At 73.1% G+C, this 17,966-nt stretch carries 15 protein-coding genes; 5 read left to right on the forward strand and 10 right to left on the reverse strand.

The features are described 5' to 3' along the window. Nucleotides 1-379: 379 nt before the first annotated feature. The 4 genes from OG700_RS01760 to OG700_RS01775 are packed head-to-tail and all read right to left on the reverse strand — an operon-like array spanning nt 380 to nt 5,350. Nucleotides 380-1,429, reverse strand: a complete 1,050-nt coding sequence (locus tag OG700_RS01760) for a DUF5914 domain-containing protein (protein ID WP_405607774.1) — start codon at nt 1,427-1,429, stop codon at nt 380-382. Continuing rightward, nucleotides 1,426-2,445 carry a phytoene/squalene synthase family protein gene (locus OG700_RS01765; RefSeq protein ID WP_405607777.1) on the reverse strand — a complete coding sequence of 340 codons (1,020 nt, stop codon included), beginning with the start codon at nt 2,443-2,445 and terminating at the stop codon, nt 1,426-1,428. The genes OG700_RS01760 and OG700_RS01765 overlap by 4 nt, the downstream gene beginning before the upstream one ends. Further along, nucleotides 2,442-4,025 carry a phytoene desaturase family protein gene (gene crtI / locus OG700_RS01770; RefSeq protein ID WP_405607780.1) on the reverse strand — a complete coding sequence of 528 codons (1,584 nt, stop codon included), beginning with the start codon at nt 4,023-4,025 and terminating at the stop codon, nt 2,442-2,444. Before crtI ends, OG700_RS01765 begins: the two co-directional genes overlap by 4 nt. Continuing rightward, nucleotides 4,022-5,350, reverse strand: a complete 1,329-nt coding sequence (locus OG700_RS01775; RefSeq protein ID WP_405607783.1) for a polyprenyl synthetase family protein — start codon at nt 5,348-5,350, stop codon at nt 4,022-4,024. The genes crtI and OG700_RS01775 overlap by 4 nt, the downstream gene beginning before the upstream one ends. A 342-nt stretch (nt 5,351-5,692) precedes the next feature. Here OG700_RS01775 and OG700_RS01780 point away from each other — a divergent pair, with 342 nt between their 5' ends. Continuing rightward, complete coding sequence (locus OG700_RS01780; protein WP_405607786.1) at nt 5,693-7,069, forward strand: cryptochrome/photolyase family protein; 1,377 nt, start codon at nt 5,693-5,695, stop codon at nt 7,067-7,069. A gap of 129 nt (nt 7,070-7,198) precedes the next feature. Here OG700_RS01780 and OG700_RS01785 read toward each other — a convergent pair whose 3' ends face one another. The 3 genes from OG700_RS01785 to OG700_RS01795 all read right to left on the reverse strand — a co-directional run bounded on the left by OG700_RS01785 (nt 7,199) and on the right by OG700_RS01795 (nt 10,341). Next, nucleotides 7,199-8,443: an NAD(P)/FAD-dependent oxidoreductase gene (locus OG700_RS01785; protein ID WP_405607789.1), complete on the reverse strand. Its 1,245-nt coding sequence runs from the start codon at nt 8,441-8,443 to the stop codon at nt 7,199-7,201. A gap of 172 nt (nt 8,444-8,615) precedes the next feature. Beyond that, nucleotides 8,616-9,659, reverse strand: coding sequence for a MerR family transcriptional regulator (locus OG700_RS01790; RefSeq protein WP_405607792.1), 1,044 nt, complete (start codon nt 9,657-9,659; stop codon nt 8,616-8,618). Between the two features lie 55 nt (nt 9,660-9,714). Beyond that, a complete protein-coding gene (locus OG700_RS01795) occupies nt 9,715-10,341 on the reverse strand; it encodes an RNA polymerase sigma factor (protein WP_405607795.1) in 627 nt (208 codons plus the stop codon). 352 nt (nt 10,342-10,693) lie between these two features. On the opposite strand from OG700_RS01795, the gene OG700_RS01800 reads away from it, so the two are divergent. Next, nucleotides 10,694-11,311 carry a fasciclin domain-containing protein gene (locus OG700_RS01800; RefSeq protein ID WP_405607798.1) on the forward strand — a complete coding sequence of 206 codons (618 nt, stop codon included), beginning with the start codon at nt 10,694-10,696 and terminating at the stop codon, nt 11,309-11,311. Between the two features lie 90 nt (nt 11,312-11,401). Here OG700_RS01800 and OG700_RS01805 read toward each other — a convergent pair whose 3' ends face one another. Beyond that, nucleotides 11,402-12,391 (reverse strand): GlxA family transcriptional regulator, encoded by a 990-nt coding sequence (locus OG700_RS01805; protein WP_405607801.1) that lies wholly within the window; start codon nt 12,389-12,391, stop codon nt 11,402-11,404. A 205-nt stretch (nt 12,392-12,596) separates the two neighbouring features. Here OG700_RS01805 and OG700_RS01810 point away from each other — a divergent pair, with 205 nt between their 5' ends. Then, the gene (locus tag OG700_RS01810; RefSeq protein WP_405607804.1) at nt 12,597-13,028 is read left to right on the forward strand and encodes a Rid family hydrolase; all 432 of its coding nucleotides are present in this window, start codon (nt 12,597-12,599) and stop codon (nt 13,026-13,028) included. A gap of 76 nt (nt 13,029-13,104) precedes the next feature. Here the strand turns inward: OG700_RS01810 and OG700_RS01815 are convergent, their stop codons facing one another. Both OG700_RS01815 and OG700_RS01820 read right to left on the reverse strand, forming a co-directional pair. Beyond that, nucleotides 13,105-14,616: a hypothetical protein gene (locus OG700_RS01815; protein WP_405607807.1), complete on the reverse strand. Its 1,512-nt coding sequence runs from the start codon at nt 14,614-14,616 to the stop codon at nt 13,105-13,107. 86 nt (nt 14,617-14,702) lie between these two features. Then, the gene (locus tag OG700_RS01820) at nt 14,703-15,341 is read right to left on the reverse strand and encodes a TetR/AcrR family transcriptional regulator (RefSeq protein WP_405607810.1); all 639 of its coding nucleotides are present in this window, start codon (nt 15,339-15,341) and stop codon (nt 14,703-14,705) included. An 80-nt stretch (nt 15,342-15,421) separates the two neighbouring features. On the opposite strand from OG700_RS01820, the gene OG700_RS01825 reads away from it, so the two are divergent. Both OG700_RS01825 and OG700_RS01830 read left to right on the forward strand, forming a co-directional pair. Next, nucleotides 15,422-16,672 (forward strand): beta-ketoacyl-[acyl-carrier-protein] synthase family protein, encoded by a 1,251-nt coding sequence (locus OG700_RS01825; RefSeq protein ID WP_405607812.1) that lies wholly within the window; start codon nt 15,422-15,424, stop codon nt 16,670-16,672. Between the two features lie 81 nt (nt 16,673-16,753). Next, on the forward strand, nt 16,754-17,962 hold the full coding sequence (locus OG700_RS01830; protein ID WP_405607814.1) for an MFS transporter: 1,209 nt from the start codon (nt 16,754-16,756) through the stop codon (nt 17,960-17,962). Nucleotides 17,963-17,966 lie beyond the last annotated feature (4 nt).

Below are 17,966 nucleotides of genomic sequence, written 5' to 3' on the forward strand. Positions count from 1 at the left end.
CGCCATGAGCGCAAGGCGTAGTCTCCTCCGGCCATGCTCACGCTCCAAGCCACAATCCGCCATGGCTTCGCGTAGCGCGGCCTCAGTTGCCTCGCACGCGTGCCGCCTCGTTCCAACTCGAAACCGGGCCGTTCGACCGGACGTGGTCAGCCAACGCCGAACGAGCGGCATAGACGGCACGCCGCAACGCGATCAGGGACGTCGGGACCTCGGCGCCAGCCATGAACGCATGGCAGATGTCCCGCTGTTGACTACGCTGCGTAGCGCCGCGTCGGATCGGTCAGACGTCGAACGACAAGCACGACAAGCCCGCCCGGCCCGTGCGGCGCTTGAGGACGAACCGGCCGCCGGGCGGACCGGCCCCGTCAACTCGGACCCGTCAACCCTGGTCCGGGAAGCGGCCCGTGGCGCGCAGGTGCCAGCGGCGTTCCGCGTAGGCGAGGTCGTCGCGCCACAGGCGGCCCGCGACGGCGCGCATCAGTGGGCGCAGGGCGGGGGCCACGGCGCGGGCGGCGGCGAAGCCCGGTCGGTCGGAGGCGGCGACGACCGCCTCGACGACGGCGGTTCGCGGCCGGCCGCGGTCGTCGTCGCCGAGCGGGGTGGCATGGGTCTCCACGACGGACCCCTGCCCCTCGCCCTCGGTGATGCGCATGACGACCGTGCGCGGCTCCGGTGCCGTGAAGACCGCGCGGACGGGCACCACGGCCCGCCCGGCCACCTTGAAGGAGACGTCCACGGCGAAGCCGTCTCCGGCGTCGGACACGGCGTCGCCTTCCGGGGTGGACAGGACCGTGAGATCCGCGAAGGAGTACGGGTGCAGCCACGCGCCGTGCCAGGGGTCGAGCCGGTTGGCCACCACGTCCTCGGGCTCGCACACCCCGAAGCCGGTGTACACGGCGTCGACGGAGTCGGCCGCCTCGGGCCGGGGTGGCAGGACCGGCCGGTCCAACGGCCGCTCGCCGCCGGCCCGGTCGAGCCGTACCCACGCCAACACCCCGTCGTCGTACGCCGGGAACGGCTCCCAGCCCGCGAACGGGCCGCCGTCCAGGGCGAGTCCGTGCCAGTGGCAGATGAGTGTGCCGCAGTGCACCCGGCCGTCCTTGAGGGGCGCGCCGAGGTGGGGGCAGGCGCCGGGGCCGGCCACCAGGCGCCCCGACTCGTCGCGCCACGCGACGAGTTCGACGCCCGCGACGGTGCGTCCGAGCGGGCGGCCTGACCGTACATCACGGGCGGCGCCGATCACGTACCAGTTGCCCGACGGCCGGGCGAGCGCCCGCCGCAGCGCCGCGTCGATGAGAGCCGGCCTGGCCTCGCGCCAACTGGGCCGCTGGCGTTCCCAGTTGACGGGGTCGCGGCGCAGCCGCAGCGGGTATCGCCCGCGCCACCCGCCGTCCCCAGGCGCCTGCGAACCGTCGTCGTGGGCGCTCACGCCACCTCCTCGCGCACGGCGTCCCGCCGTGCCCGCTTCAGTTGTACGGCACTGGTCGCGGCTGGTGTGCCGGATACCCGCGCGGCGGCTCTGGTCCGGGCCGCCACCACCCGTACCAGCCCGTCGACCGCGACGGCGGCCCGCCGCCGGCGCGGCACGACGGCGCGGCGGTGCAGCACGGCGTACCCGTCGTCCGCGACGGCGTCGAGGATCCCGCCGTACAGGACGAACGCGGCGCGGATGCACGGCCGGGACACCGGTTCGAGCATGCCGAGTCCGGGCGCCGCCCGTCCGTAGACGCCACGGGTCAGGGCGACGGCGGCCTTCAGCGCGGCGGTGATCCGCCGGTCCCGGGCGCCGGTGGCGCGGCTCCACTCCAGCAGTTCGCGGTCGACTCCGTGGGCGGCGAGCAGATCGGCGGGCAGATAGACCCGGCCGCGGTCGAGGTCTTCGCCCACATCGCGTACGAAGTTGGTCAGTTGGAAGGCGACACCGAGCGCGGCGGCGTGCGGGGCGGCCTCCTCGCGCGGGACGACGGTGCCGAGCACGGGCAGCATCTGGAGGCCGATCACGGCGGCCGAGCCGTGCGTGTAGCGGCACAGGTCGTCGTAGGTGGCGTAGTCCGTGACTGTCAGGTCACTGCGCATGGCGGCCATGAAGTCGGTGAACAGCCGGTGGTCGATGCCGTAGGCCGCCGCGGTGTGGGCGAGCGCCCTGATCACCGGTTCGCGGCTGACGCCCGAGCACAGCCCGGCCGCCAACCGCTCCTGGAGGGTGGCGAGTTGGTCGGCGCGCTCAACAAGGGTGGCGGGTGATGCGAGATCGTCGACGATGTCGTCGGCCCAGCGGGCGAAGCCGTACAGGGCGTGAACGGCGGGGCGGCGTTCGACGGGCAGGAGGCGGGTGGCGAGGAAGTAGGTCTTGCCGTGGCGGGCGTTGAGCCGGCGGCACCGGGCGTAGGCGGCGCGCAGGTAGGGGTCGCGGATGCCGGCGGCGTCGAGTTCGCGGTCGGTCACGTGCGCCGTCCTCCGGGTACGCGGGCCGTCGCACGGAGGCCGGGGCCGGGGCCGCCGGGGCCGGTGACGCGGGCGGCGGCGAGCTTGCCGGAGATCAGGACGGTGGGGACGCCGACTCCGGGGGTGGTGCCGCAGCCTGCGAGCACGGCGTTCACGGTGCCGCGCACCAGGTTGCGCGGGCGGAAGGGGCCGGTCTGCGCGAACGTGTGGGCGGCGGCGAACGGGGTGCCCGCAGCGTGCCCTTCGGCGGCCCAGTCGGCGGGGGTGACCAGGCACTCCTCCTCGATGGCGGCGCCGAGTCCGGCCAGCCCCCGGCGTTCCAGCTCGGTGAGGAGGCTGTCGCGGTAGCGGGGGCCGAGGTCCGCCCACTCCTGGACACCGGGCCCGATACGGGTGTTGGGGCAGGGAGCGAGGATGTAGTGGAGGTGGCGGCCCGGCGGTGCGAGCGTCGGGTCGGTGGCCGTGGGACGGGTGATGAGCAGGGAGGGGTCGCTCATGAGGCTCCCGGTGTGCGTCAGTTCCCGGAACGTGCCCTTCCAGGCATGTCCGAACGAGATGGTGTGATGGCCCAGCCCCGGCCAGGTGCGGTCGGTGCCCGCGTGCAGGATCACCGCGGACGGCGAGAACCGCAGCGGTACCGGGCGGTGCGGCGCCCGGCCGAGCAGGCGGTAGGTGACGGGCAGGTCGGGGGTGAGGACGACCGCGTCGCAGGGGATGCGTACCTGGTCGTCGCCCCGGCCGGTGATGACGGCCGTGATCCGGTCGCCGGCGCCACCGCCTGATCCGCCAACGGATCCCCCGCCGGACCGTTCGAGCCGGGTGACGTCGTGGCCGTAACGGAAGTCGGCGCCCGCGTCCGCCGCCGCGTCGGCCATGGCGCGGGGCAGGGCGTACATGCCGCCGCGCGGGAAGTAGACCCCGGCGACGGTGTCCATGTACGCGATGACGGCGTACGCGGCCAGGGCCTTGGCGGGCGGAATTCCGGCGTACAGAGCCTGGAAGGAGAAGACCCGGCGCAGGCGTTCGTCCGAGATGAACGCGCCGATACGGGCGTCGAGCCGGCCGAAGCCGCCGAGTGCGGCGAGACGTGCCAGGTCGGGGTGGAGCAGTCGTAGCGGTGAGTCGAAGTTGGTGTCGATGAAGCGGCGCATCTGGACCGCGTACAGCTTCTCCAGCCAGTGGCGCAGCCGCCGGTAGCCGTACGCCTCGCGGGCTCCGGCGAAGCGTTCGACCTCCGCCGCCATGGCGTCGGCGCCGGTGTGGACGTCGAGTGCGCTGCCGTCGGCGAAGCGCGCCCGGTAGGCGGGGTGCAGCGGAACGAGGTCGAGCCGGTCGGCGAGTGTGTCGCCGACGGCGGCGAAGGTCTCCTCGACGAGGTCGGGCATGGTCAGGACGGTGGGGCCGGTGTCGATGTGGTAGCCGCCGCGTTCGACACGGCCGGCCCGGCCGCCGGGCCGGGTGCCGCGCTCCACGACGGTGACGGCGCGTCCGGCGCCGAGGAGGTGCAGGGCGGCGGAGAGGCCGGCGAGTCCGGCACCGACCACGACGACGTGGTCGGTGGGTCCGTCGAGTGTCTTCACCGGCCGCTCCCCCGGCCGGCGTCGAGCAGCGGCGCCACGTGTGCCGGCGCCGCGTCCACCGACATCGCCGCCGGCTGCGGTGGGCCGGACGGCGCGTACGGGTCGGCCCCCGTGGACTCGCCCGGTGCGGCGACGCCGGCGACGGCGCGGAAGAGTGCGCCGAGCCGCCCCCGCGCGGTGGGATCGACGGTGACGTCTGCCAGATGACGGACGCTCTGCGCGGCGAGCCGGTCGATCGTGGCGACCACGAGATCCTTCGCGCCGGTGTCGGTGAGTACGGCCCTGACCCGGTCCAGATCCCCTTCGGACAGGCCCCGGTCCCCGAGCGCGCCGTCGAGGAGCGTGCGGGACGCCGTGTCGCCGTGGGCCTCGGCGCGGGCGCGGGCCACGGCGACGAGGTAGGTGAGCTTGCCCTCCCGGATGTCGTCGCCGCTGGGCTTTCCGGTGCGCCGGGGATCGCCGAAGACGCCGAGGAGGTCGTCACGGAGCTGGAAGGCGAGGCCGGCGCGGCGGCCCGCCGAGCACAGCCCGTCGACGGTGGCCTCGTCCGCGCCGGCCAGCGCCGCGCCCAGGGCCAGGGGCCGCTCGACGGTGTATCTGGCCGTCTTCAGGCACGCGGCGCGGATCGCCCGGACCGCGGAGCGCGAGCCGGCCGCCTGGCTGTGCAGGTCGAGGTACTGGCCGGCGACCATCTCCGTACGCATCGCCCGCCACACCTCGCGCACCCGGCGCCGCCGTTCGGGGGCGAGGTCGGCGTCGGCCAGCGCGTCGGCCACCGTGTCGTCGGCCCAGGCCAGGGCCAGGTCTCCGACGAGGACGGCGGCCGCCGTACCGAAGGGGACGGCGGCGCCGGGGCTGGCCGGCGCGCCGGGACCCGCGGCCGCGCCGGGGCTCGTCATCGCGCCGTGACGCGCGGCGAAGTCGGTGTGCACGGCGGGCCGGCCACGCCGCAGCGGGGACCCGTCCATCACGTCGTCGTGCACGAGGGCGCAGGTCTGGATGAGTTCGAGCCCGGCGGCGATACTCAGGACGGCTCCCGTCCCGGCCTCGCCCCCGCCGCAGGCGCGCAGGCCCCACCACAGGAACTGCGACCGGATGCGCCTGCCGCCGCGCAGCGTGAAGTCCGCGACGTGTTCGGCGATGTCGCGGGCGAAGACCGCGTCGAGCTCCGCCGCGTCCCGGACCCTGTCCCGCAGCACGTGGGCGAGTTCACGTTCGACGGCCGCCGCCACGTCGCGGTCGACGGCGTCGCGTGTCACGCCGTCCGGCCGCGGGGCGTCCCGGCGTCCTGCGGAGGGTCGTGTCCCGGCCCCGCTGGGGCGCATCGCGTTTCCTCTCCTCGCGTCGGACGGCTGAGTTCACCGTTCATTCGGATCGGACGGGGAGTTCGGATGCGCTGTCCCCGGCGAAGCTCTGATGGCCCCTCAGTCCACCACGGCAGTCGGTCGCCCGCCGGGCAACCGAGTCAGTGGTGCGCCTATTCGGGTGAACCGGCGCTGCCGACCGAACCGGGCGCCCGGCCCTCGGCCGAGCGCGCCGGGCCACCAAACGCCGGGCCACCAAGCGGTGGGCCGAACCGGGCAACCCGGCCGACGCTCCCGCATCCGCGCGCCCCGCACGGACAGAATCCCCGGGCACGAGTGATCCACCTGAGGAGAAGTGGCTCCATGACCGTCTCGGTCGTCCTGTTCACCAGCGACCTGCGCCTGCACGACAACCCCACCCTGCACGCCGCCGTCACGGGCGCCGACGAGGTGGTGCCGCTGTTCGTCCTCGACGAGGCCATCGTGTCGGCCGGGTTCGCCACGCCCAACCGGCGGGCGTTCCTCGCCGACTGTCTGACCGATCTCGACGCGGCGCTCCGCGAGCGCGGCGGCCGGCTCGTCGTACGCGCCGGCGACGTGGTGGAGGAGACCCGCGAGGTCGCCGCCGAGGCCGGAGCCGGTGAGGTGCGGACCGCCGGCGGGGTCAGCGGCTACGCGCAGCGGCGCGAGGAACGGCTGCGCCGCGCCCTGGAGTCCGACGGCCGCCGGCTGCACGTCCACGACGCCACGCTCACCGCGCTGCCGCCGGGCGCCGTCACGCCGGGCGGTTCGGATCACTTCGCGGTCTTCACCCCGTACTTCCGCCGCTGGTCGCGGGAGCGCCTGCGCGACGTACTCGCGGCACCCCGGACCGTACGGGTACCGGCCGGCGTCGGCTCCGGCCGCGTGCCGGCGCGCACGGACGTGCCGGGCGTCTCGGACGGTCTCGCCGCGGGTGGCGAGACGGTGGGCCGCAAGCGCTTCGCCGACTGGAAGCGCCACGGACTCGCGACGTACGAGGCCGGCCACGACGACCTGGCCGGTGACGTCACGTCACGGCTCTCGCCGCATCTGCACTTCGGCACCCTCTCCCCCACCGAGCTGGTGCGGCGGGCGCGCCGGGCGGGCGGTACGGGCTCCGAGGCGTTCGTACGGCAGTTGTGCTGGCGGGACTTCCACCACCAGGTGCTGGCCGCCCGGCCCGACGCCTCGGTCGCCGACTACCGCACCAAGCACGACCGTTGGCGGTCCGCTGAGTCCGCCGGCGAGGAGATCGAGGCCTGGCGGGCGGGCCGCACCGGCTATCCGGTGGTGGACGCCGCCATGCGTCAACTGCGCCACGAAGGGTGGATGCACAACCGGGGCCGGCTGCTGACCGCGAGTTTCCTCACGAAGACGCTGTACGTGGACTGGCGTATCGGCGCGCGCCACTTCCTGGAGCTGCTGGTGGACGGCGACATCGCCAACAACCAGCTCAACTGGCAGTGGATGGCCGGTACCGGCACGGACTCGCGCCCCAACCGGGTGCTCAACCCCGTGACCCAGGGCAAGCGCTACGACCCGGACGGGCGGTACGTACGCCGCTGGGTACCGGAGCTGAGCGGGCTGGCGGGCGCGGCCGTCCACGAGCCGTGGAAGCTCCCCGGCCTGGAACGGTCCCGGTACGACTACCCGGACCCGCTCCTCGAACTGGCCGAGGGCCGCGACCGCTTCCAGCGCGCACGCGGCCTGACCGACTGACGGGGTCCGCCCGGCGGCCGTCGCCCTGGGCAAGCCACCGCCTAGGGTCTTTCGTTTGGATCAGGCCGGATGAGGGAGCGGGGTCTGGTGCCGCGCCGGGCTGATCCCCGAAGATCCGCCGGACAGGACCTACGGCCGGCCGAGGTCGCGCAGGATTTCGCGGGCCGCCCGCGCCCCGGACGCCAGCGCGCCCTGGACGGACCCCGTCGTGCGGTGGTCACCGCACACATAGCGGCCCGGACCGACGCGGGAGGTGCGGGTGAGCGGCTGAGGATGCGGCATCGCGGGCAGCGCGTCGCGGACGGTGCGCGCCGTCAGCAGGGTCCAGCCGGCGGTGTCCGTCCCGTACGTCTGCGCGAGCGCGTCCCGCAGCCCGCGCTCCCGGCCCTCCGTGTCCTCGCCGAGGACGGAGGTGGCGATCAGCGAGGAACCGGCCGGCGCGTATCCGGGCACCACCTCGCTCAGGACGCAGCTGTTCAGGAAGCGCAGCCGCGTGTCGGTGAGCAGCGTGGGCTCGGTCAGTGGCGGCTTCGGCGCCGTGTGGAAGTACGTGGTGACGACACGGTACGGCGGCAGATCCAGGCCGGGCAGCAGTTGACCGGCAGGCCCCGGTCCGGTCGCGACGACGACGATGTCCGCGGCGGTCTCCGTGCCGTCGGCGAGCAGGACGCCGTCGTCGGTGAGCCGGTCGACCGGGGACTCGAACCGTACGGTGTCCGCCGGCAGCGCGTCGGCCAACTGCCGCGGCACGGCGCCGATCCCGTCCGCCGGCAGGCAGAGCGTGCCCCGCAGCATGCTGCGCCACACGAGGTGGAAGACGCGGCTGGACGTCTCCAGTTCGTCTTCGAGGAACACGCCGGACAGGAACGGCCGGAAGAACAGATCGGTGAACTCCTCGGAGATCCCGGCCGCGGCGAGGGCGGTCCGCGTCGTGTGGTCCTCGGCGCGCTTCAGCGGCCGGACGGGCCCGAGCATGTCGCGGGCGGACAGCGCCGCGAGGGCGATCAGGTCGCGGACTCCCACCGACCGGCCGCCCAGCGGGCTCGTGGCCGTACGCGGTGCGCGGGTGGGGTCGGCGAAGTGGACCCGGCCGCGGTCGGTGTGGACGAGAACCCCCGGTGTGAACGGGCGCAGGCGGAGATCGCGCAGCGCCAGGCGGCGTTTGGCCTGCGGGTAGGAGGTGTTGAAGACCTGGAAGCCCCGGTCGATGACGAAGCCGTCGAGGCGATCGGTACGCATGCGCCCGCCGACGCGGTCCGCCGCCTCCAGTACGGCGACGGTCAGACCGGTCGCGAGCAGATCGTGCGCGCAGGCGAGGCCGGAGAGTCCCGCTCCGACCACCAGGACATCGGGGGCGCCACGGGATGCGGGCATGAGGAGGACCGTCCTTCGCGTCGGGTGCCGGGCGGGCGGGGGCCGTGCGGCGTCGGTTCTACGTTCGGAGTGTTCGGAGTGTTCGGAGCGTTCGGAGCGTTCGGAGTGCGCATGGTTCGAGGGTTGCGAGTGGTTCGAAGGATCCGTGCGATTCCTGCGTGCTGCGTCCTTCCTACGTCCCTTCGGCGTCCGGCCCCGGACACGTCAGCGCGGCCGGTCCGGTGCCTGCGGTGCCGTAGAGGCGGGCCAGGGTCGCGACCGCGTCGCGCAGTCCGTGGGCGCGTGGTATCCCCGGCAGGGGCGGCCCCGCCCACCCCGGCCCGGCGAGCATGACCTCGGGGCTGCCGCGCGCCCCCTTCACGCCCCAACTGCCGGCGGCGATGTGCTGTGCCAGCGGGCGGCTCGCCGTCGAGCGGGACTGGGACCAGAGCACGACCGCCCGGGGGCCGGTGCGGCGGGCCGCCTCGTCCAGTGCGGCCACCGGGACGGCGGCGCCGAACATCCTTGTGGGCAGGCCCAGTTCGCCCAGCGCGGCGGTCAGTGCCTCGATGGGGAGGGTGTGCTGCTCGCCCGGTACGCAGGCCAGCAGCACCGGCCCGGCGTCGGTCCTGCGGGGTGGGGCGGGCCGTACCCGGCGCAGGGCCGACGAGATGTGCCACGACAGCAGGTGCTCGACCTCGACGTACTTGTCGCCCGAGGAAGCCCACTTGCGTCCCACCGCGCGCAGCGTCGGCATCATCACCGCCTCCCAGGCGCCGACCAGGCCGTACTCGCCGACGAACGACGTGAGCAGTTCGTCCACGAGGGGCGCGTCCAGGCGTACGGCGGCGCGGGAAAGGCCCCGGCACTCCAGCCGTACATCGCCGAGCGGCAGCGCGCGGCCAGTTGGAGTGCCGTGGGCCGGCGCGGGCGGGCCGGGCGGGCCAGGCGCGTCGGCGCTCAGGTCGCGGGCCGCACGGGCGGCCTCGGCCGGAGGGACCCCGGCGGCGGTCAGGCGGCACATCCGTTCGAGCATCGCGACGTCGACGGGGGTCCAGCGGCGGTGCCGGCCGTCCTGGCGTGCGGCGGGGCCGATGCCGTAACGCCGGTCCCAGGAGCGCAGCGTGGTCGGTGAGACGCCGAGTCGGCGGGCCACGGCTCCGGTGGCGATGCCCGCGCCCGCTCCGAGGTCCGCGCGGTCGCCTTCGATCTCGACCTCGTGCGTCGATTCGCTCACGTGATCACTGTACGAGCCGCCGAAGGCACCCGCCCGGGGCCGCCGGCCACGGCTGTCATCCCCGGGGGTCCGGCGAGGCACCGGTTTCCGGTTCCAGACAGCCGCGCAGCCGGTGCAGGCCGCGGCGTACATGGCTCTTGACGGTGCCCAGCGGCAGCCCCGTCCGCTCGGCGATCTGCACCTGGGTGAGGTCGTCGAAGAACGCCAGTGACAGCAGGCGCCGTTGGGCCTGGGGAAGCGTCCGCATGGCCCGCAGCACCAGCACCCGGTCCAGTACCGCCTCGGGGTGGTCGGCGGGGCGCGGCGGGCGGGTGTCGGCGGCGGCGGTCGCCGCGGCGACGAGCGCGGTACGGCGGGTACGGGCGGCCAGGGCGTCGACGATCTTCCGCCGGGTGATGCCCACGATCCACGCGGCGATCGGCCCGCGCTCCGGCCGGTAGCCGGCCCGCCCCCGCCACACGCCGAGGAAGACCTGCTGGGTGATGTCCTCGGCCTCTTTCGCGTCGCCCAGGGAACGGGCGGCCAGGGTGTGCACCAGCGGTCCCCAGCGCCGGTAGGCGTCGGCGAGCGCGTCCGGGTCCCCACGCAGCAGGGCGGCGGCGAGTTCTGCCTCGGTACGGATCTCCTCGACCGGCACGGATGCGTGGGGCCGGGCGGCGGTGTCGGCGTACGTCGTGTTCACAGCGGCTCCTCCTGCCGGAAGCCACCCGGCCGGCGGGAACGGGCGGAGACGTCGGCCACTGTTGCCAAAACGACGCGCCGGGGGCAACACGCATCGTTTCCGCATCGTCTGGTGTGTCGGGCGCGCCACGCGAGCGTCGCGCCGGTCCGGGAGCGCCCGGGGAACGCCTGGGGCACGCCTGGGGCACGCAGTAGGCCTGGTACGCCTGGCCGTCGCCGTCACGAAATGCCACGTGCCCGGGCCCGTGCGACCGTGAGGGGTGTCGTTCGACCGGACGGCAGAGGCAGGACTGGGCCGGACGGTAACCCCATCCGTCCGACGTTCCCGCTTTCCCCGCAGGAGGAGTCACCACATGAACATCTCCCGCAACTCTCGCGGCACTCGTAGCCCGCGCGGCTCCCGCTTCGGCCGCACGGCGGTGGCGGTCTCTGCCGCCGTGGTGCTGCCCGTTTCGCTGGGAGTCCTGGCGCCCCAGGCATTCGCGAGCAGCACCGCGACGGATCCGTTCGGCTCCGGATGTTCGTCCCTGCCCCAGAGTGGCGCGGGCAGCGCCGCGAGCATGGCCACCGAGCCGGTCGCGACCGCCGCGTCCCACAACCCCGAGCTTTCCACGCTGACCACGGCGATCCAGCAGGCCGGGCTCACGGACACGCTCAACAACGCCAAGAACGTCACCGTGTTCGCGCCGACGAACGCCGCCTTCGCCAAGATGCCGAAGGCGGACCTCGACGCGTTGCTCGCGGACAAGGCTCAGCTCACCAAGGTGCTGAACTACCACGTGGTCGACAAGAAGATCGACAAGTCGCAGCTCGCGAACGGTACGTTCACGACGATGGAGGGCGGCACGCTCACCACATCGGGTTCGGGCACCACGTTCAAGGTCAACGGCACGGCGACGATCGTGTGCGGTGACATCACGACGTCCAACGGCACGGTCAACCTCATCGACACCGTGCTGGTGCCCAAGTAGGCACCCGTACCGCACCTCGTCCCCGCCCTCCGGTCCGACGACGCCCGGCCGGAGGGCGGGGACCGGCTGCCCGCGCGGGCGCCCGGAGAGTCATCGGTACGTCGGCCCGTGGGTCTTCCGGTAGGCGGACGGGGTCACTCCCACCTCTCTACGGAAGAGGCTCCGAAAGTTCGCCGCCGTGCCGAAACCCGTCGCTCCGGCGATCCGCTCGACGGACCAGTCGGACCTCTCAAGGAGTCGGCGCGCGGCGAGGATCCGCTGGCGGGCGACCCAGTGCATGGGAGGCATTCCCGTCTCGCGCACGAAACGCCGGATGAAGGTTCTCCGCGACAGCAGGCTGTGGTCCGCCAGGCGCTGCACCGTGATCGGCGATCCGATGTTCTCGATCGCCCATTCCCGAGTCGCCCGCAGGCCGGCGCGCGAAGGGCTGGGCGCGTCCCTGTACTGCGGCTCGTGCGCACTACGGACGGGGGAGAAGACGACGTCCCTCGCCACGTCGTCCGCGACCGTGGTCCCGAAATCAGCCTGAATGACATGGAGGCACGCGTCCATTCCCGCGCCCGCTCCTGCGGACGTAAGGATTGTCCCGTCCTTGACGAACAGTCGATTCTCAACGACATCGACCTCGGGATACATCGACCGAAGTTCATCGGTATGGCGCCAATGTGTCGTAGCCGTCCTCCCATTCAGCATTCCGCAGGCCGCGAGCGCGAAAACACCCGTACAGACGGCGACGACACGGGCACCTCGCTCAACGGAAATCCGCAGCGCTTTCAGATATTCCTCGGGGAGGGGCTGGTTCGGATTCTCATATCCCGGCACCACGACGACATCGGCGCACTCCAGGTCGGAGAGCGAGTGCGTGACTCTGATGTCCGCGGCCACATCGACGTGCCCCGGTCCGTCGCTCGAATCGTCGGCCGGGTCGTCGGCCGGGTCGAGAGCATGGTCGCCGCACACGAAGACCCGATAGCCCGGATGCCGGCCAAACACATGCGCCGCGATGCTGACGTCCAGCGCGTAGACCCGTGGCATCGCGAGGATCGCGACAGCTGTCGTGCCTTCTTCTCCGGACCGCACTTCCGCTCCCTCGTCCCTCCGTACTTCCGCGCTTTCCGCGCTTTCCGCCCAACCTAGCCCACGAGCAAGGATGTCGGACCTGGTCCCCGGTCCGGCACGATCCTTGCGGTGAGTGGCACAACCGGCTCTGGTCCACCCCGACCCGCTCCGATACGGTTTTTATGTAATTCCCTTTGCGGAACTCACCTTTGACGATCGGAGCACCATGGGCAACGCGAATCAGGTCGAAAGCTTCGGAGTCCCCTGGGAAGAGAGTTACGGGTACGCGCAAGCGGTCAAGCGCGGCGACACCATCCATCTCTCCGGTCAGGTGGCACACGACGGGACACGACTCGTCGCCCCCGCGCCACTCAACGACTCCGGACCGGTCACCGATTTCACCAACATGGGCGAGCAGTTGCGCCAGTGCTATGTCAACGCGGCGGAATTGCTGAAGCGTTTCGGCGCATCGCTGGACGACGTCGTCGAGGAAGTCCTCTACGTGATCGACATAGACGCGGCGGACGCCGCGGCGGGACCGGTGCGCAAGGAGGCGTACGGCCGACCGGACCCGCAGGTGGCCAGCACCATGGTCGGCATCTCTCGGCTGGCCTTCCCGGAGCTGCTGGTCGAGGTGAAGTTCACCGCCCGGGTCTGACGAACGGCCGGACGCGGCCGTTCGTCGGACCTGTCGGACCCGTCGGGTCCGTCAGACCCGTCGGACCGCCGCTCCGTCAAGCGCCGTGTTCGGGTCGGGCCGAAGGCGACAGATATACGCGGCAGTTACGCAGGCCGGGCAGGTCCGGAATCCGCTCGACCCGCCAGCCCCTCGCGTACGCCGGCGGCCGGGCCGGTCCCGCCACCACGAACGCCACCGGCCGCTGGCGCGCGACGGCCACGAGTTCACCGGGGGTGATGCTCCCGTCGTGACCGCCGGTCTGCCGTGACGCGCAGCCGACCCGGAAGGCGACCCTGATCGCCTCCGTGCCGCTGACCACACACGGCGGCCGGACGCCCTGCCGCGCGAACTCGGCCGCGATCCGGTCGAACTTGATCCGGTCGGCACGGCTGCGCTCTGCCCGGTCGGCGACGACGGACCCCTGCACCCACAGATGCGCGACCGCCGCCGTAACCAGCAGCGCCACGACCGGCGGGCGGGGCCGGGCGGTCCTGACGAGCCAGGTCAGGAAGAGCGCGACGGGCAGGGCGAAGAGCGCGTACACGGGAAGCAGGAAGCGCGGCGCGGCGTAGCCGATCAGCAGCAGGTACTGCGCGGCCATCGACAGGCCGACCAGCGTCGGCACCAGGACGAGCGGCAGCCGCCGCAGGCGCGCGGCGACGAGCACTCCGCCGAGGGTGAGCAGCGGCAGGGCGAACCACCAGATCGCGGTGGCCGGCCGCCGCCAACTGACGTCGCAGGGGCGGCAGAGCAACCGCCCGTCGAGCGAGCGCATGTGGTCGCCGAAGACGAGGTGCCAGCCCAGGTGGCCCTGGATCTCGCTGGCCCGTGCGAGCCGCGTGAAGAGCCCGCCGTAACTGACGTACGCCTCGATGATCCACTCCGCGCAGCCGATGGCGCCGCCCGCGGCGAGCGCCGCCAACAGTGCCCATCGCCGCCACCGTCCGACGGCGAGCGCGATGAGTGCGAGCGGCGCGGTGAGCCAGAAGGCGTCGGTGGGGCGCATGAGCGCGACGAAGGCCACCGCGACGCCGAGGCCGACGAGGGCCGTGCGGTCGGTCCGGTCACGCGCGGCCCTCAGGAAGAGGCCGACGGCGCTGAGGCAGCCGAGGGCGACCCAGAGGTTCGGCATGACCTGCGGGCCGTAGAAGACGGTGATCCACAGTCCGGCGAACAGGGCGCCGGCGAGGGCGAGTACGGAGGCGGGAAGCAGGCGTCGCCACACCCAGAGGGCGAGGAAGAGTCCGGCGCCCGAGAGCAGTGCCAGATAGACGCGGAGTACGTCGATGGAGGAGGTGAGGGAGGTCACCGGTGCGATGAGGAAGGTGATGCCCCGTGCCCGTGGGGCGCTGAAGAACGCGGTGTCGGAGGCGGCGCGGCTGACTTGGCTGGTGTACACCGTCTCGTCCCAGCCGAGCCCGGATCCCGGTACGACGAAGACGAGTTGAACGATCGTGTACACGCTCGCGACGACCGCCAGCCACAGGAGACCGCCGTCGGCCGTCCAGTCCCGGCCGGGGCGGCCCGTCTCGCGCAGGCCGGTCGCGACGGCCTTGGTCTGTGTCATGGGCCAAAGCTGCCTGGCCGCGCCTACCGGGCCGACGGGACACGCCACGGGCCGAATATTAAGAAATCGCATCTAAAGCATACGATTCACTCGTTCGGTTTGTATGTGGGCGTCAGCGGCTCCGCTCGGGCCGTGACCATCCGGCGCGCCAACTGGACGATGTGGGACCGCAGATCAGAGTCGTCGGCGGCGGCCGGGCCGCCCAGAATCAGCCGGGTGATCTGCGGGAAGGCGGTGGGCAGGATGGCGAGGCCGATGAGCGCGAGGAGCGTGCTCGCCGCCTCGCTGTCGGACTCGGAGCCCAGCGTCTCGGAGAGCGTCCCGACCATGTCCCGGTAGCGGACGGTGCGCGACCGCTCGCTCGGCAGGCCGTCGCCACCGCAGCCGTCACCGCCGCCGTCGTCGTAGTGCAGGGCCTCCCACATCATCAGGCGCAGCAGTTGGGGGTTGTCGCGGTGGAGGTCGTAGATGCGGCCGGCGTACTCGGCCGGATCGCCGGACGGCGGTCCGAGCAGCGCGGCGTGCTCGGTCAGGGCCTCGGCGATGACGGCGGCGAACAGCTTCTCCTTGCTGCCGAAGTAGCCGTAGATCCGTTCCTTGCTGACGCCCGCCCGCTCGGCGATCCGGCTGACGCGTGCGCCGCCCATGCCGTGGGCGGCGAATTCGTCGCGGGCCGCGGCGAGCAGCCGGTTGCGGGTTCCTGCCAGTTGATCGGTGCGGGGCATGGCGGAACCCTACATTGCCGACCAGACGGTTGGTTGGCTACGGTGCCGATCATGACGTCGACGCGAGGAGAGCAGTGCTGATGGCCGACGCGGAGGTATGGGTGACCGGCCTCGGGGCGACCACGCCGCTGGGCGGTGACGTGGCGACCACATGGGCGGCGATGCGGGCCGGGGAGAACGGGATCGGGGTGCTGGACGACGACTGGGCGGCCGGGCTGCCCGTCCGGCTGGCGGCCGGGCTGCGGGTGGACCCGGCGACGGCGCTGCGGCGGACCGAGGCCCGCCGGCTGGACCGGTGCGAGCAGGCCGCGCTGGTCAGCGCCCGCGAGGCGTGGGCCGACGCGGCGCGCCCGGAGGCCGATCCGGAACGGATCGCGGTCGTGATCGGCACGGGTGTCGGCGGCGTACTGTCACTGCTCGGCCAGGACGACATCCTGGAGGAGTCCGGGCCGCGCAAGGTCTCGCCGCACACCGTGCCCATGCTGATGGCCAACGGGCCGGCGGCCTGGGTGAGCATCGATCTGGGGGCGCTCGGCGGGGCGCACACACCGGTGAGCGCGTGCGCGTCCGGGGCTGAGGCCATCGCGGCCGGGCTCGATCTGATCCGGCTCGGCCGCGCCGACGTGGTCGTGGCGGGCGGGACGGAGGCGTGTCTGCACGGGCTGCCGCTGGCGGGGTTCGCCCAGATGATGGCGCTGTCCACGGCCAACGACGATCCGGCGGGGGCGTCGCGACCGTTCGACGCGGGACGCGACGGCTTCGTCCTGGGCGAGGGCGCCGCCGTACTGGTGCTGGAGCGCGCCGAGTTCGCCCGCTCGCGCGGCGCGCGTCCCCACGGGGTGCTGGCCGGCGCCGGGGTGACGTCGAGCGGGCGGCACATCACCGCCTCGGACACCACGGGCCAGGTGCGCGCCATCCGTACGGCCCTGAGGTCGGGCGGGCTCGCCGCGCGGGATGTCGGACTCGTGCACGCGCACGCGACGTCGACACCGCAGGGTGACGTGGCGGAGGCGGACGCCGTCGCCGAGGCGGTCGGCAGGCACCCGGTCGTCACCGCCACCAAGTCCATGACGGGCCATCCGCTGGGCGCGTCCGGGGCCCTGGGGGCGATGGCGACGGTGCTCGCGCTGCGCGACGGGACGGTGCCGGCGACCCGGAATCTGGACACCCTCGATCCGGCGATCGACCTGGACGTCGTATCCGGCGGTCCGCGCCGGGGCGCCTGGACGGCGGGAGTCGCCAATTCCTTCGGCTTCGGCGGCCACAACGTCTCGCTCGTCTTCACCGCGGCAGAGTCGCGGGCGGGGGCGGGGGCGGGGGCGGTGTCCTGATCCCTCGTTTGGACACCTCGTGCCGCTACACCGAAGATATGGGGAGAAATATCCCCTTTCGGATGGTGAGGGCGCGTACCCATGCCGCAGCGCACCACACGACGGTTGTCGGTCGGATATCTCGGCGCCGCGGTCGTCTTCGCGATCGGCATGGTGGGTACGACGCTGCCCACACCGCTGTACGGGCTCTACCGCGAGCAACTCGGCTTCTCCGAGTTCATGGTGACGGTCGTCTTCGCCGTCTACGCCTTCGGGGTCATCGCCGTCCTGCTGCTGGCGGGCAACTTCTCCGACCAGGCGGGCCGCCGCCCGGTGCTGTTCATCGGCCTCGGTCTCTCCGCCGCCAGCGCGGTCTGCTTCCTCACCCAGGGCGGGCTGCCCCTGCTGTTCGCCGGCCGCCTCCTGTCGGGTTTCGCCGCCGGGCTGTTCAGCGGAGCCGCCACGGCCACCGTGATGGAGCTGGCGCCGCCGGGCCGCGAGGCGCGTGCGGGGCTGGCCGCCACGGCGGCGAACATGGGCGGCCTCGGGTGCGGCCCGCTGCTGGCGGGGCTGCTCGCGCAGTACGCGCCGAATCCGCTGCGGCTGCCGTTCGTGGCGGCACTGGCGCTGGTGGCCGTGGGTGCCGTCCTCACGTGGTTCCTGCCGGAGACGGTGCGGCACCGGACGCGCCGGCCCAGGCTCCGTCCGCGGGGACTGAAAGTGCCGCCGGAGGTACGCGGGGTCTTCGCGCCGGCGGCGCTGGCCGCGTTCGCCGGCTTCGCGCTGCTGGGCCTGTGCACGGCGGTGACGCCGACGTTCATCGCGAAGACCTTGGGCGAGACCAATCTGGCGGTGTCGGGCGCCGTCGTGTTCTCGGTCTTCCTGGCCTCCACCGTCGGTCAGTCCCTGATGGGACGGGTGGGTGCGGGCGCGGCGCTGCCGGCCGGCAGCCTGGTGCTGGTGGTGGGGCTCGTCCTGGTGGGCGCTTCCCTGTTCGTGGAGTCGCTGCCGCTGCTGGTGATCGGCGTGGTCTGCGGCGGTCTCGGCCAGGGGCTGGCGTTTCGCGCCGCGATCACGGCCATCGGCGCGGCGGCACCCCCGGAGGCGCGCGGCGGCACGATCTCGACGTTCTTCGTGGTCGCGTACATCGGCATCTCGCTGCCGGTGATCGGCATCGGCGCGCTGACACTGGTGCTGAACCTGCGGGTCGTCGGGCTGATCTTCACCGCGTGCGTGGCGGTGCTGGCGGCGTGTGTCGGGCTGTACGAGCTGCGGATCCGGCGGCACGCGGACACCGCGTCCGGCGGCTGAGCGG

It is taken from the genome of Streptomyces sp. NBC_01508, from assembly GCF_045040315.1.
Classification (GTDB): Bacteria; Actinomycetota; Actinomycetes; order Streptomycetales; family Streptomycetaceae; genus Streptomyces.